Source organism: Thioclava sp. UBA3469 (assembly GCF_002378135.1).
Classification (GTDB): domain Bacteria; phylum Pseudomonadota; class Alphaproteobacteria; order Rhodobacterales; family Rhodobacteraceae; genus Thioclava; species Thioclava sediminum.
Genome location: NZ_DFRG01000062.1, coordinates 42,595 through 57,218 on the forward strand (window position 1 = coordinate 42,595; position 14,624 = coordinate 57,218).

At 64.5% G+C, this 14,624-nt stretch carries 13 protein-coding genes and 1 pseudogene; 10 read left to right on the forward strand and 4 right to left on the reverse strand.

The features are described from left to right. Window positions 1-127: 127 nt before the first annotated feature. Window positions 128-1,477, forward strand: coding sequence for a FliI/YscN family ATPase (locus tag B3D39_RS05315; protein ID WP_274962878.1), 1,350 nt, complete (start codon window positions 128-130; stop codon window positions 1,475-1,477). Between the two features lie 21 nt (window positions 1,478-1,498). Here B3D39_RS05315 and B3D39_RS05320 read toward each other — a convergent pair whose 3' ends face one another. From B3D39_RS05320 to B3D39_RS05330, 3 genes are read right to left on the reverse strand one after another with little or no spacing between them, the layout of a single operon-like run. Then, entirely contained in the window at window positions 1,499-3,355 is a 1,857-nt protein-coding gene (locus B3D39_RS05320) for a hypothetical protein (protein ID WP_274962877.1), read from the reverse strand. Then, entirely contained in the window at window positions 3,352-4,698 is a 1,347-nt protein-coding gene (locus B3D39_RS05325; protein WP_274962876.1) for an FkbM family methyltransferase, read from the reverse strand. Before B3D39_RS05325 ends, B3D39_RS05320 begins: the two co-directional genes overlap by 4 nt. A 3-nt stretch (window positions 4,699-4,701) precedes the next feature. Beyond that, window positions 4,702-5,838 carry a hypothetical protein gene (locus B3D39_RS05330; RefSeq protein WP_274962875.1) on the reverse strand — a complete coding sequence of 379 codons (1,137 nt, stop codon included), beginning with the start codon at window positions 5,836-5,838 and terminating at the stop codon, window positions 4,702-4,704. A gap of 232 nt (window positions 5,839-6,070) precedes the next feature. On the opposite strand from B3D39_RS05330, the gene motA reads away from it, so the two are divergent. From motA to B3D39_RS05345, 3 genes are all read left to right on the forward strand, one after another. After that, entirely contained in the window at window positions 6,071-6,940 is an 870-nt protein-coding gene (motA, locus tag B3D39_RS05335) for a flagellar motor stator protein MotA (RefSeq protein ID WP_078521940.1), read from the forward strand. 7 nt (window positions 6,941-6,947) lie between these two features. After that, entirely contained in the window at window positions 6,948-7,379 is a 432-nt protein-coding gene (locus tag B3D39_RS05340; RefSeq protein WP_078521938.1) for a flagellar FliJ family protein, read from the forward strand. Between the two features lie 79 nt (window positions 7,380-7,458). Beyond that, a complete protein-coding gene (locus B3D39_RS05345; RefSeq protein ID WP_274962874.1) occupies window positions 7,459-7,851 on the forward strand; it encodes a DUF805 domain-containing protein in 393 nt (130 codons plus the stop codon). Between the two features lie 62 nt (window positions 7,852-7,913). Here the strand turns inward: B3D39_RS05345 and ileS are convergent, their stop codons facing one another. After that, window positions 7,914-10,898, reverse strand: a complete 2,985-nt coding sequence (gene ileS / locus B3D39_RS05350; RefSeq protein WP_274962873.1) for an isoleucine--tRNA ligase — start codon at window positions 10,896-10,898, stop codon at window positions 7,914-7,916. 385 nt (window positions 10,899-11,283) lie between these two features. Between ileS and B3D39_RS05355 the strand changes: the two genes are divergently transcribed. The 6 genes and pseudogenes from B3D39_RS05355 to B3D39_RS05380 all read left to right on the forward strand — a co-directional run. Further along, window positions 11,284-12,009 carry a hypothetical protein gene (locus tag B3D39_RS05355; RefSeq protein WP_371326886.1) on the forward strand — a complete coding sequence of 242 codons (726 nt, stop codon included), beginning with the start codon at window positions 11,284-11,286 and terminating at the stop codon, window positions 12,007-12,009. Next, complete coding sequence (gene ybgC, locus B3D39_RS05360; RefSeq protein WP_078521933.1) at window positions 11,999-12,400, forward strand: tol-pal system-associated acyl-CoA thioesterase; 402 nt, start codon at window positions 11,999-12,001, stop codon at window positions 12,398-12,400. The genes B3D39_RS05355 and ybgC overlap by 11 nt, the downstream gene beginning before the upstream one ends. Window positions 12,401-12,515: 115 nt before the next feature. After that, complete coding sequence (tolQ, locus tag B3D39_RS05365) at window positions 12,516-13,211, forward strand: protein TolQ (RefSeq protein WP_078521931.1); 696 nt, start codon at window positions 12,516-12,518, stop codon at window positions 13,209-13,211. Window positions 13,212-13,288: 77 nt separating this feature from the next. Beyond that, window positions 13,289-13,684 carry a protein TolR gene (gene tolR, locus B3D39_RS05370; RefSeq protein ID WP_286789441.1) on the forward strand — a complete coding sequence of 132 codons (396 nt, stop codon included), beginning with the start codon at window positions 13,289-13,291 and terminating at the stop codon, window positions 13,682-13,684. 192 nt (window positions 13,685-13,876) lie between these two features. After that, window positions 13,877-14,302 carry an ExbD/TolR family protein gene (locus B3D39_RS05375; protein ID WP_414717970.1) on the forward strand — a complete coding sequence of 142 codons (426 nt, stop codon included), beginning with the start codon at window positions 13,877-13,879 and terminating at the stop codon, window positions 14,300-14,302. A gap of 19 nt (window positions 14,303-14,321) precedes the next feature. Continuing rightward, a pseudogene (locus B3D39_RS05380) lies at window positions 14,322-14,624 on the forward strand (hypothetical protein); the annotation flags it as partial.

Consider the following 14,624-nt stretch of genomic DNA (forward strand, 5'->3'; position numbering starts at 1 on the left):
TCCGATGCGAGGTTAAAAAAGGATATCGTATCAAGTTTCACGTTGGATCGCTCCGTTTTCATGGATAGTATATCGGTATGAGAATGGATTGGTAGGGTTTATCCTTGTGAATACGATTTTTTCTTCCTTGAATTATGCGGTTGATGAGGCCGACGAGGCAAGAATTGTCGGCCATGTCCATTCGGTCACCGGCCTGTCGCTGACTGTCGTCGGGCTCGAGCGCGCGATGGGAATCGGTCAGCGGTGCATCGTGCACGGGCGGCGTGGTCCGGTGCTGGCCGAGGCGGTGGGGCTGAACGAGGCCGGGACCCGCGTTTTGCCGTTCGGCAGCTGGGATGGCGTCTCGGTGGGAGATCGGGTCGAACTCGATCAGCACGGCGATCTGATCCATCCCGATGAAAGCTGGATCGGTCAGGTCGTGGATGCGCTGGGCCGCCCGGTGCGCAGCGGCACGGGTTGGGCCCCGGGCGAGACGGCGCGCGACCTCAAGGCTGCCCCGCCGCGTGCCTTCGACCGCAAGCGGGTCGGCGCGAAGCTGGAGACGCAGATCAAGGTTTTCGACATTTTCACCCCGATCTGCCGGGGCCAGCGCATGGGCGTCTTCGCGGGATCGGGCGTTGGGAAATCGACCCTGATGGCGATGCTCGCGCGCAACACCGATACGGATGTGATCGTGATCGGCCTCGTGGGCGAGCGGGGTCGCGAAGTGCAGGACTTCATCCAGAACGATCTCGGCCCCGAGGGGATGGCGCGCGCGGTCGTCGTGGTGGCCACGGGCGACGAGCCGCCTTTGCTGCGCCGTCAGGCAGCCTGGACCGCCACCGCCGTGGCCGAGCATTTCCGCGATCAGGGCAAGCAGGTGCTGCTGCTGATCGATTCCGTTACCCGCTTCGCGATGGCGCAGCGCGAGATTGGTCTCTCCGGGGGCGAGCCGCCGACCACCCGGGGCTACCCGCCGACCGTCTTTGCCGAGCTGCCGCATCTGCTGGAACGGGCCGGGCCCGGCGTCGAAGGGGCGGGCGACATCACCGGGCTCTACACGGTTCTGGTGGATGGCGACGACATGAACGAGCCCATCGCTGACACCGTGCGCGGGATCGTGGACGGTCATATCGTGCTCGACCGCCACATCGCCGAGCAGGACCGCTACCCGGCGGTGAACGTGCAGAAAAGCATCTCGCGGATGCTGCCTGACTGCCACACCGATGCCGAGTATCGCATCATGCAGGCGGCCCGGCGCGCGCTCGGGAAATATGCCGATATGGAGGATCTGATCCGGGTGGGCGCCTATCGCCCCGGCGCGGATCCCGACACGGATGCCGCGATCCGGTTCCACCAAAGCGCGACGGTCTTCTTCTCGCAGCGAAAAGCGGAGCAGCTTGGATCGATGCGGGCCTTCGCAGAAACCTATCGGCTGCTTCTGGAGGCGGGGTTCGACGTGCCGCTTCCCGAAGAGGGGAATGGCGAGGGCGCGTAAGCCCCCGGTCCTGAGCGGCCCTTAAAGCTTGGCGATCTCGGAGAGCGGACCACTCCAGTCGCCAAGTTGCGTCTGACGATGAAGCTGCAGATTGCCGTACCAGCGATCCGGGCTTCCGTGACGCCCCCAATACCACATGCAAGCCGCCCCTTTCGGGATCAGCACATGGCTGTCGGGATGCCCCAACGCGCCACAGACATGAGCGGTGGTGTTGTCGATGCTCACCACCCGGTCGAGCGCCATGATCTGCGCCGCGAACCCGTCGAGATCGGCGAGCTGGTCAATCTCTGGATCGTCGAAAAGCGTCAGATCGGGGCGCGTGCGGGCGGCCTGTGCAAGCTCTGCTTCCCGGTCGCCATATTGCAGGTTCACCACCAGCGAACCCTCGGGGAGCGCCGTCAGCAGGGTCTCGAGCGCGAGGGAGCGATGCGCGCCGGTGATCGGGTCGTTGCTGTGCCAGGCGATGCCAACGACCGGGCCGCCTTGCGCCATCTCGCGGTAGCGGGCGCGGATCGCCTCGACCCGCGCGGCATCCGCGCGCAAATAGCCGCCAAGCGGCTGTTCCGCTAGCGCCTCGACGCTGAGATAGCGCACCAGATCGCCCACGAAGATCATCTCTTCCGGCGCGACGTTCATCTTGTCGACCTCGGTGGTCTCCGCGAAATCGACGCCAAGGCCGCAGCGCTCGATCAGCGGCTTCATCCTTGCCTCGCCCACGAAAGTCACCTTCGCCTCAGGGGGGAGGGGGGCTCGGTCGATGATCGGCAGTAGCGCAAGCTGATCGCCGATCCCCTGCTCGTCGACCAGAAAGAGACGCTCGCGCGCGGCGAGGCGATCGGGTTCGGAGTTCTCGTAGGGAATACGGCGGCGGTTCGCCTCGGGTTGACGTCCCGCGTAGTAAGGCGCGCCGCCAGCGAAATCGCCCTGACCCATCAGGAAGGTGCCATAGGCGCGCTTCACCCAGAGCCCGCCACCATCGACAAGATGCAGCGCCTCCCGGAAGGCAATATGCGCCTCATGGAACGCCTCGCGGTCGAGGTGGCAATTGGCGGAGAACCCGAGGGCACGCTGAAACTGGGCCGGATCCTGGAAGCGATGCGAGAGCGTCTCGAGCGCGCGCGGAATATCGCCATGCGCTCGCAGCGCGGCCATGCGCAGGGTCACGACGTCGTCTCGATGCGCGTTCGTTTCCTCAAGCTCGGACAGCAGGGCGTCGGCTCCGGCGATGAGGCCCTGATAGTCCTGCCGGAAGAGTTTCGCCTTGAGCAGGCCGATCCGGTGGGAAAGGGGCTGCGGGGCGAGACGCGCGGCTTCCTCGTAGGCCGGTGCGGCCTCGCCGTTGCTTTCGCCGGTGGCAAAGGCGTCGGCGGTGATGAGCCAGATCTCGGCCGTTTTCATGCGCTGAGCCATCTTGCGCAGATTTTGTCCGGCCGTGGTCGACCGGTCGAGCCGCCCCATCAGATCGGCATAAAGGCGGGCCATCGGGACGTCTTCGCTGCCACGCTCGATCGCCTGCGCGAACAGATCGATGGCCGCGAAGATGTCGGCCTTCAGGACCCGCGCTTTGGCCAGCCCCGCTAACGCCATCGCATCGGTGGGCGCAATCAGCAGCGCGCGGTCGAAGAACTGCGCCGCCGCCTCGGTCTCGCGGCGATCCAGCGCCACAGTGCCCAATACGAGCCACGGATGGCGGTTGGCCGGATGCGTCTGGCTGACCTCATGCGCCAGTCGCGCGGCTTTCGGGCCGTCGGCCGCAGCCAGCGCCTCATAGGCTTCGTGCATCGTCAGTGCCGCGGCGCCATCAGCGATGCCGTAATACTTCGACGCCTTGGCGGCCCGGGCGCGCCGGTCTCTGCGCGAGAGGGTTGTCTGGGTCATGCGCGTTCCCTCGGAATGGCGAAGTAGTCGATCGAGTGGACGTAGAATACGCTGTCGATCAGCACGTAGTCATGCGCGCGGCACCACTCCTGCGCGAAGGCGAGGAGATTGTCGCGGCGGGTCTCGACCCAGATCAGCGGGCGGTCGCGCGCAATCAGCGCCTCGGCTCCGGCGAGCACATCGAGCTCCATCCCCTCGGCGTCGATCTTGAGGAAATCGGCGCGGGCATCGATCATCAGCGCATCCAGCGTCACGACCTTCAACTCGCCCGCCTCATCGGCGACCAGTGTCGTAGCCCCGAGGTTGTTTTCTTCCGTCGTCTCGGCGCGGAAACTACCTTCCGCGCGTCCGACGCCGAAGCCCATCCCGCGCCGGTCGATCAGGTCTTCGATCCCGTTTGCGGCGATATTGCCTTCCAGAAGGGTCAAGGCGGCGGGGTTCGGCTCCACCGGATAGATGCGCGCCGGGTCCAAGTGCTGCGCATACCAAACGACGTGATTGCCGATATTCGCGCCGACCTCGACGATATGCGGGCGCGCCACGCCGATCAGATCGCGCAGCTTCTCGAGCGAGCTATCCTCGAAGAAACGCCCCTGCAGATGGGTGTTCTGGATGATGTCGAGCGGATTGGTGATCTGCATCTTCGCAGCCACGCCCCGATGTTCGAGCTGCGCCCAAACCGGATCGCGTTCGACCGCGTCGGCCCACATCCGCTCGACCTGCCGGGCCCAATCGGCCCCGGTTGCAGAGCGTGGACCGGTGGAGTGCTGGTCGCGGCGATTGACGAAGAAGATCTCGGGGCGTTTCGCGCAATTCCCGGTCTGCCAGAGCTGCAGGTAGAGCTTGTAATCCTCGCCCGTATCCATCGCTTCATCGAAGCCGAAGCGCGCGACCAATTCGGTGCGGATGAAGGCGCCGATCTGAACCGCGAAGAAGGGCGGGGTGGCGAGAAATTCCGCATAGGCGGAAATCTCGGCCGGTTGACCGTCGCGCAGCTGGGGCTCGCCCGCCGCGTCGAATTCGCAGATCAGACCCCAAAGCGCGTCGAGATCAGGCTCCTCGGTAAGGCGCGCGCCGAAAGCCTCGAACGCATTCGGGGTCAGCACGTCATCCGCATCGAGGAAGAAGATCCACGCGACGCCCGCCTCCTGTGCCTGCCGGATCGCGGCGTTGCGGCGTGCCGAGCGGCCGTGAAGCCCTTGCGTGTCGTCCATCGCGTAGTGATGGATCCGGTCGAACGGGCCCTTGGAAAAGCCGATCGCGGTCTCGACGGAAGGCGCACAGCTTTCCTCGAACAGCGCGCGGTGGCCGGGGCCGATGGGGGTGATGATGGCGCAATCCATGGCTCAGCGCTCCTCGCCTGTTTGGTCGTCCGCAAGCGACTGGAAGACGGACTCGCGGATCGTATCGAGCGAGACCTTCCGCGCCTCGCCGTGGCTGAGCGCGGGCGTCAGACCAAGTTGCAGCGCCAGCGCGGAAAAGAAGATCAGCGCGGCACCACCCAGCATCGTGCGCATCTGCGGCTTCGCGCCCGCGCGCTTCACCGGGAGCTTGCCTGTCTCCTCGCGCAGCGGGGCGGCGAGGGGGGCGGCCTGCGGTTTCGCGGCTTCGGGCGCGATGAAGATGAAGTGGTCGAGCGCGGTCAGTCGCGCCGAAAGCTGGGTCCGCCGCAGGGTCGCAAGAAGCGAGGCGGGAAAATGGTCTGCGGGGGCGTGGATCTGACCGGGCATGGCGGTCGCGCCCTGACGTGCCAGTTCGGCGACCGGAATGGCGAAGCTGTGCAGGTCGTCACGGAAATACACGTCCCGCACCCCGAAACTCTGCGCATCGGCACCGGCGTCTTCGATGGAAATGCGCACGGTGTCGCCCCTGAGGCTAATTTCGCACGTCGCCATCAGCGCCTCGGCCCGGTGCGTGTCGCTCAACCGCCGGAAGCCGGGCGGGCCGCCATCCTCGCCGGTGGCGCGCGCGGCCTCCGCGCTGGCACGTGGCGGGGGCGCGGCGATCTTGCTTGCGGGCGCCGTCGTCGTGGATTGTTCCGGGTTCAGCTCCGACAGAAGCCGCTCCACCTCGCGCATCGCGGGCGAGACCGAGGCCGATTTCGCATCGGTCAGCGCTTCCGGATCGAGACCTTCATCGGCGGCATAGGCGAAATTGATCGCGTAATCGCGCGCGATCTCCGGAAGATCGTCGGTCTCATGTACGAGGGACAGGATCTTCTGCTCGTCGGAAAACAGCATCCGCCGGGTCCGGTAGCCGTCGACCTTCGGGATGACGGCGAACTCATCCGCCCGCCAGTTCATCGAACGCGCGAGCCGGGGCAGGACGCGCTCGGCCTCGCTTGCGTGAAAGACCAGCATCGCGCAGCCGCCTTCCGGGTCGAGGCCCACAGCCAGACACATCTGCTGCGGCCATTGCTGGAACAGATGGCGCAGGTCCTGCTCTTCGAGCAGAAAGGCTATGGCTTCCGCGCTGGCGCTCATGAAATGCCCTGAATGCAAGATCCGTGTTGGATTGAACTTATCTATTCATGAATAATCGGTCAAGTTTCCTTGTTAAGCCTCCGAAGTCTTAGATTTATGCTTAATATTGCTCGCGATTCCGGCATTTATACTTGACTTAACGGGAGCGTCGCCGGAGATTTAGCCAAGAATTTCAGGAAACGGCGGCTGTCGGTGAAAGACCGCAGGGCGCGAAACACACGGACAAAGAATAATGACGATCATCCTTGGCCTGTTGGCCGTCGTGGGCCTCGTGTTCGGTGGCTTTCTCCTCTCCGGCGGCAGCATGGACGTTCTCATTCACGCACTGCCTTTCGAAGGGATGATGATCGGCGGCGCGGCCTTGGGCTCTTTCCTGATCGCGAACTCGTTCAGCATGATCCGCCGCTCGGGGCGCGGGCTTGTGAAAGTGATGAAGGGCAGCCAGTGGAAGACGGCGGACTACACCGATCTGCTCAATCTTTTGTTCGAACTGTCGCGGCTCTATCGCAACAAGGGGATCATCGCGCTCGACTCGCATATCGAGACCCCGGAGGAGAGCGAGATATTCGGTCGCTATCCACGCATCCTGAAGGACCATTTCGCGATCCAGCTGATTACTGACAGCTTCCGGATGCTGGCGATGAACTTCGATGACAAATACCAGACCGAGGACGTCATCAACCGCAAGCTCAAGAAGCATCACCGCGAGGTCATGGCCCCGGCCTCCGCGCTGCAGACCGTTTCTGACGCGCTTCCTGCCATCGGCATCATCGCGGCCGTTCTGGGCGTGATCAAAACGATGGGGGCGATCGACCAGCCGCCGGAAATTCTGGGTGGCATGATCGGCGGCGCGCTTGTCGGCACCTTCCTCGGCGTGTTCCTTGCCTATTGCTTCGTGCAGCCGATGTCCGGGCGTCTGCGCCAGATCGAGGAAGAGGATTCCGCATTCTATGCCGTGATCCGCGATATCTTCGTGGCGCTGGTGAGCGACCACCCGCCGAATATCTGCATCGAGATCGGTCGCGGCAGCATCCCCACCGTCTATCAGCCCGATTTCTACGCCGTCGAACAGGCGCAGAAAGAGCTGCCGCAGGCGGCGTAAACAGGCGATGGCGCGCAACCGGATCGCGGCTCTGGAGGTGATCGGGCGGCTGCGGCGGCGCGAGCTCGAAGAGCAGGCTGGCGAGCTATCGAAATTGAATGCGCAGGTCGCGCGGCTGGAAGGCGAACGCGATACGCTGACAGAGCGCGCCAGGGCCGAGCTTCACGTCACCTCGCCCGAGACCGCTCCCTATGCGGCCGGGTTTCGCGAGGCGGTGCGCGAGACGGTCTCGTGGCTCGATCAGGAAATCGGCACGCTGAACGAACGCCGCGTGCCGCTCGAAGACCGGATGCGAGAGCTGTTTCGAGAAGCGAAGACCTACGACACGCTTCTCGACCGTGCCCGCGCCGAACGCGCGGCGGAGCTGGCAAAGCGCGAGCAGGCACAGGCCGAAGAGCGCACGCTGCAGCGCTGGCTGCGCGACAGGGATGCGGTCTGAATCTGCATTGAGGCTGGCGTCGAGAGCGACCCTGCGGCTAAGCTTTCCCTACGGCACATAAACAGAGGGAGACGCTCCGATGGAGTTCAGCGACGCAATCCGCAAATGTTTCTCGAACTACGTGACATTCACTGGTCGCGCAGCCCGGCCCGAATTCTGGTGGTTCGTTCTGTTCATCTTTCTCGGCAACATCGTCTTCGGCATCTTGGACCGTATCCTTTTCGGTCCGATGATGATGCGGCACGACGCATCGCTGCTCGGCGGGATCTTCTCTCTCGTCGTGTTCCTGCCCTCGCTCGCGGTGCTGGTGCGGCGGTTGCATGATACCGACCGGACCGGCTGGTGGGCCCTGATCGCGCTGATCCCGTTGATCGGGACGCTCGTGCTGCTCTTCTTCACCGTTCAGCGCGGCTCCACGGGCGGCAACCGGTTCGGGCCTCCGGCTCTGCCGCCGCATCAGATGCCGTCCTGAGGTGACATGAAAAAGGGCACCCGCGCGGGGTGCCCTTCATTCTGTCTTTGGTAGCGGTCTGCTCAGTCCAGCGCCGCGTCGCACCGTTTGCAGGTGCCGGGATGCTTATGCGTGCCGACATCGGGCAGGATCTTCCAGCAGCGTTCGCATTTCTCGCCATCCGCCTTCTCGAAGACCACCGAGATGCCCGAGACTTCGGGCAGACGGTACGCTTCCTGCGGGGCCGGATCGGCGGTCAGCGCGATATCCGAGGTGATGCAGAGATCCTCGAAGGGCACCGATTTCAGTGCCGCAAGAACGTCCGCATCCTCGACATGCACGACAGGTGCCGCCTCGAGCGAGGCCCCGATCACCTTGGCTGAGCGCTGCACTTCTAGCGCTGCGGTCACCACGCGACGGGCGCGGCGGATGCCGTCCCATTTCGCGGCAAGGCTCGCGTCGGCCCAGTCCGCGGGCGTCTCGGGGATGTCCTGCAGGTGCACCGAGGCATCGTCGCCCGGGAAGCGCGACAGCCACACATCTTCCATCGTGAAGACGAGGATCGGCGCCAGCCAGGTCGTCAGGCGGTGGAACAGCAGATCGAGCACCGTGCGCGCCGAACGGCGACGCAGACCGTCTTCCGGGTCGCAATAGAGCGCGTCCTTGCGGATGTCGAAATAGAAGGCCGACAGATCCACCGTGCAGAAGTTGAACAGCTGCTGGAATACGCCCTGGAAGTCGAACGCGTCATAGCCCTTGCGAACCTCCACATCGAGCTGCGCCAGACGATGCAGCACCCAGCGCTCCAGCTCCGGCATCTCCGTCGGATCGACGCGCTCTGCGTCGGAGAAGCCGTCGAGATTGCCCAGCATGAAGCGCAGCGTGTTGCGCAGACGGCGATAGCTGTCCGCGACGCCTTTCAGGATCTCCGGGCCGATACGCTGATCCTCGGTGAAGTCGGTCTGAGCAACCCAGAGGCGAAGGATATCCGCGCCGTATTGCTTGATGACTTCCTCGGGCACGATCGTGTTGCCGAGCGATTTGGACATCTTCATGCCCTTCTCGTCGAGCGTGAACCCGTGTGTCACCACGTTGCGATAGGGCGCGCGGCCCTTCGTGGCGCAGGCCTGCAGCAGCGAGGAGTGGAACCAGCCGCGGTGCTGATCGGTGCCTTCGAGGTAGACATCGGCGATGCCGTCCTCGGCCCCGTCCGCGCGGTCGCGCAGCACGAAGGCATGGGTGGACCCGCTGTCGAACCACACGTCGAGCACGTCGAAGACCTGCTCGTAATCGTCGGGGTTCACCAGACCTTCGAGAACCTTCGCTTTGAAGCCGTCCTCATACCACGCATCCGCGCCCTCGGTCTCGAAGGCGGCGATGACGCGCGCATTGGCTTCGGCATTGCGCAGCAGGAAGTCCTCGTCGGTAGGCTTGGCGCCTTTCTTGACGAAGCAGGTCAGCGGCACGCCCCAGGCGCGCTGACGGCTCAGCACCCAGTCGGGACGGTTCTCGATCATCGAATGCAGGCGGTTCTTGCCTTTCTCGGGCGTGAAGGTCACCAGCTCCTCGATCGAGGTCAGCGCCCGCTTGCGGATCGTGTCGCCGTAGGTGCCCATGCCATCGTCGAGCGTGTGGTCGATCGCGGCGAACCATTGCGGCGTGTTGCGATAGATCAGCGGTGCTTTCGATCGCCAGCTATGCGGGTAGGAGTGCTTGATCTTACCCTTGGCGAGAAGCGCACCGGCCCAAGCGAGCTGCTTGATGTTCGATACGTTCGCCGGGCCGTCCTTGCCGTCCGCCGCGACGATCGCCTCGCCGCCGAACAGCGGCAGATCCTTGCGGTAGCTGCCGTCGGGCTCGACGTTGTAGGTCATCGGCAGGCCGAACTTGAGGCCCATCTGATAGTCGTCGTCACCATGCGACGGCGCGGTGTGCACGAAGCCGGTCCCAGCCTCGTCGGTCACATGATCGCCGGGCAGGAGCGGCACGTCGAAATCCCATTCGCCATTCGCGCCATCGACGCCGGCATAGGGGTGCGACAGCGTCAGCCCTTCCAGCTCCGATGCGGTCACGTCGCGCACGCGGGTGAAGCTCTCGACCTTCGCCTGATCCATCACGGATTGCGCCAGCGCATCGGCCATCAGCAGCAGCTCGCCTTCTTCGGCGGTCGATTTCTCGCCCAGCGTGTCGACCCGGTAGAGGCCGTAGCCGATCGTCGGATGGAAGGAGACGGCGCGGTTTTGCGGGATCGTCCACGGCGTCGTGGTCCAGATCACGACGCTCGCCTCATGCAGCTGATCGGCCAGCAGCGCCTGATCGGCCGCGTCATACTCGACCGCATCCTCGGTCGGCATGGCCGCGTTGCCGCCCCGGCGCACCTTGAAGCGCACCCAGATCGTGTGGCTGGTGTGGTCGTGATACTCGACCTCAGCCTCGGCCAGCGCGGTCTTCTCGACCGGCGACCACATGACGGGCTTGGAGCCCTGATAGAGCGTGCCGTTCATCAGGAACTTCATGAACTCCTCGGCGATCACCGCCTCGGCATGGTAGTTCATCGTCAGGTAAGGATCGGCCCAGTTGCCATAGACGCCCAGACGCTTGAATTCCTCGCGCTGGATGTCGACCCAGTTCTCGGCAAAGGCGCGGCATTCGCGGCGGAAGTCCACGACGTCGACCGCGTCCTTGTCGAGCCCCTTGGCGCGATACTGCTCTTCGATCTTCCACTCGATCGGCAGGCCGTGACAGTCCCAGCCCGGCACGTAGCGCGCATCGCGGCCCATCATCTGCTGCGAGCGGGTGATGAAGTCCTTCAGGATCTTGTTGAGCGCGTGACCGATATGCAGATGGCCGTTCGCATAGGGAGGGCCGTCATGGAGCACGAAGCTCGGGCGGTTGTCCTTCGCGGCCTTCTCGCGCAGGCGGTCATAGACGCCGATCTTCTCCCAACGCGCCAGCCAGTCGGGCTCGCGCATGGGCAGGCCCGCGCGCATCGGGAAGTCGGTTTTCGGCAGGAAGACGGTGCCGCGATAATCGGGGGCGGTCGTCTCGGTGGTCTGGTCGGAACTCATGGAATTGTCGTCCTTGGGAAAGGGAAGGGCGTGCGCGCGCACGCCTCGGGGCTTGGCGCAATATCCCGGCTACCCTGACGCGTCAGAGCGCCGGGCAGGTAATTCGCGGATATGCAGCCAGCAAGAACATGCCGCCCTTATAGGCGCGAGGTGCAAGCGCGGCAAGCGCAGATCAGGAAGGGCTGCCGCCCGTCACTGTGGGGGCCCGGAGATGCCGAAGAAGAGGGGGGCGCTGCCCCCACGCCCTGTCGGGCGCTCCCCCGGGATATTTGTGCCAAGCCGAAATGCCGCTGCAGGCAAGAGCCGGGGATACGCGGCAGAGGGGTTGGCCCCTTTCCCCCTCCGTCGCGATCTCTTAGGGTCAGGGCGAAGCGAGGGAGGCAGCATGTCGGAACAGGCAGAGATCACGGGCGAAATGGTGGAGCAGCTCTTCCGGCGTTCCTCCGACGAGTATCTGTTCGCGCGCTGGGGGCGTCCCGTCGTTCCGGTGGTCTTCGGGGTCGAGGCTGCGACGCTGGCGACCGTGAAAGGCGCGGTCGAGGCGGTGGTCGCGCTGGCCGGGCACAAGATGGCCGAGACCGATCCTGAGCTTGGCGCGAACCTGATGATCTTCTTCTTCCGCGACTGGCAGGAATTGCTCGAGGTGCCCAATCTCGATCACCTGATCGACGGGCTGCAGGATCTGGTGATCCGGCTCGACGATCAGGGCGCGAACCAGTATCGCGTCTTCCGCTTCGACAAGGACGGTGCGATCCGGGCCTGTTTCGCCTTCGTGCGGATGGATGCCGGGCTCGACGAGGTGCCTGCCGAGGTGATCGCGCTGAGCCAGGCGGTGCAGATGATCCTGCTGTGGTCCGACAAGGCTTTCGTGAAACGCTCGCCGCTGGCGGTTGCGCGCGGGGTGACCGTGCTGCGCCCCGAGATCGCGGCGATCATTGCGGCGGGCTACGATCCGACGATGCCGGCGGTTGCCAAAGATCCGAGCCACGCGCTGCGCCTTGCCGCCCGCGCAGGTCTGCGTCAGGGCGAGGCCGCAGAGGCGGTGCGGGAATTGTCGCGCGAAGTGGGCGAGGCGGAGCCGGACGATCAGGAGAACGAGAATGGCGCATGAGTTTCCGATCCGGGTCTATTACGAGGACACTGATCTCGCGGGGATCGTCTATTACGCCAATTACCTGAAGTTCATCGAGCGCGGGCGGTCCGAATTCGTCCGCGCGCTGGGCGTGGATCAGGTCGCGCTGAAGGCCGATCACGGCGTGGTCTTCGCGGTGCGCCGGGTCGAGGCCGATTACCTGCGCCCCGCGAAATTCGACGACGAGCTGGTGGTCACGACCGATCTGGTGGCCGAGACAGGCGCGCGTTTCGTGATGGAGCAGACCGTGCAGCGCGACGGCGAAGTGCTGTTCACCGCGCAGGTCACCATCGTCTGTCTCAATGAGGCGGGCGCGGCTCAGCGGCTTCCCGCCGATATTCGCCGGAAACTGGCCCCGAAACTGCATTGAAAAGCGGCGGGGTTTCGCCGGTTACATTGTTGTTATGGCGTTCCCCTTACTGCTGATATAGAATCGCTGGTAATCAGAGGCCCGATAACGTGGCCCCAACCGGCGAGCAGTACCTATGGACCAATCTTCGCTTGCGATGGCGCAGGAGATCGACTTCTCCCTGCTTGCGCTCTTTCTGCGCGCATCGCTGACCGTCAAACTCGTGATGATCATTCTCGTGGTGGCCAGCTTCTGGTCCTGGGCGATCATCATCCGCAAATTCATCGCCTATCGCGCGGCGCGCTCCGAGGCGGAAGCCTTCGACCGGGCCTTCTGGTCGGGTGAGCCGCTCGATGAGCTGTTCGACCAGATCGGCCCCGCGCCCGAGGGTGCGAGCCAGAAGATCTTCGCCGCCGGCATGCTGGAATGGCGTCGGTCGCACCGTCAGGACGGCGCGCTGATCACCGGCGCGCAGGCGCGGATCGAACGCTCGATGGATGTCGCGATCCAGAAAGCCACCGAGAACCTCAATTACGGGCTGAATTTCCTTGCGACCGTGGGCTCGATCTCGCCCTTCGTGGGCCTGTTCGGCACGGTCTGGGGGATCAAGGTCGCCTTCGAGGAAATCGCGATCTCGCAGAACACCTCGCTCGCCGTCGTGGCGCCCGGCATCTCGGAAGCGCTCGTCGCGACCGCGCTGGGCCTGCTCGCGGCAATCCCGGCGGTGATCTTCTACAACAAGCTGTCGTCCGATGCCGATCGCATTGCGGGCAACTACGAGGCCTTCGCGGACGAGTTCTCGACCATCCTGTCGCGCCAGTTGGATAGCTGATCATGGGCGCGGGTGTTGCAAAACGCGGATCGGGCGGATCGCGGCGCCGCAGGAGCGGGCGCGGGCGTCATGCCGCGATGAGCGAGATCAACGTCACGCCAATGGTCGACGTGATGCTGGTGCTGCTGGTGATCTTCATGGCCACCGCGCCGATGATGACCCAGGGCGTGTCCGTGGACTTGCCGCAGACCGACAGCGCGGCGATCACCAACAACGACGAGCCGGTGATGATCACGGTGCGCCCGGACGGCAGCTACTACATTAACGTGGGCGGCGACGGCCAGTCGTCGGCGAGCCTGGAAACGGTGAAAGGCCATGTGCTCACGATCCGGAAACAAAAACCGGAGACTCTTTTCCTGGTGGAAGGTGACCAGAACGTGCCCTACGGCAAAGTGGTGGTCCTGATGTCCGAACTGCAGCAGGCCGGCGTCACCAACCTGGGGCTGGTTACGGAGCCGCCGGGGCGTTCATGAGCGATCGTGGCGTTGCGGTCGGGTTTTCCGCGTTTCTGCATCTGCTGGTGCTGGGGCTGATGGTGTTTACCTGGTCCTCGGAGCCGGAGCTGCGGCGGCCGCCGGAAATTCCGCCCCACGTGATGGCCACGGTGATGGAAGAGACGCGCCGCGCGCCGGAGGCCAACACCGCGCCGGCCCGCGAGGAAAAGGATCAAAAGCAGGCCCAGGAGGAGGCGCCGAAGCCGGAGCCCAAGCCCGAGCCGGAACCCAAGCCTGAGCCGAANNATCTTCATGGTCGCCGCGCCGATGATGACGGTGGGCGTGCCGCTGGAGCTGCCGAAAACCGCAGCCAAGGCCGTGCCGACAGAGCAGGAAACGCCGCTGACGATCTCGCTTCAGGCGGACGGGAAAGTCTCGTTGATGAACTCGGAAGTGCCGCAGGATCAGCTGATCGACCGTCTCAAGGCGATCTCGGCCGAGCGTAACAGCAACAAGGTGTTCCTGCGCGCGGATGGCAAGATTTCCTATTCTCAGGTGGTGCAGGTGATGGGCGCGCTCAACGGCGCGGGGTTCTCGAACATCACGCTCGTCACCGATACCGGAGGGCCGCAATTGACGGCGCCTGCGGGGAACTGAGCCCAGGGGGCAGCATCGCATGAACCGTGCGGACAAGATCGGTTACGGCCTGTCGGGCGCGCTGCATGTGGGCGTGCTCTTCTGGGTCATTGCCGGGGGGCAGTGGTTCTTCCCGAAGCCGAACAAGCCGGTGGTGATCAGCCAGGTCGCGGTGATGTCCGAGCAGGACTTCAACACGATGATGGCCTCGGCGCCGAAGGATGCGCCGCAGCCGACGCCGGATCCGGTTGCGCCCACGGCGCCCGATACACCTTCCGAGACGACACCGCCGCCCGAGACGCCCGCGCCCGAGCCGCAGGCCAAGCCGGAACCCGAGCCGCAT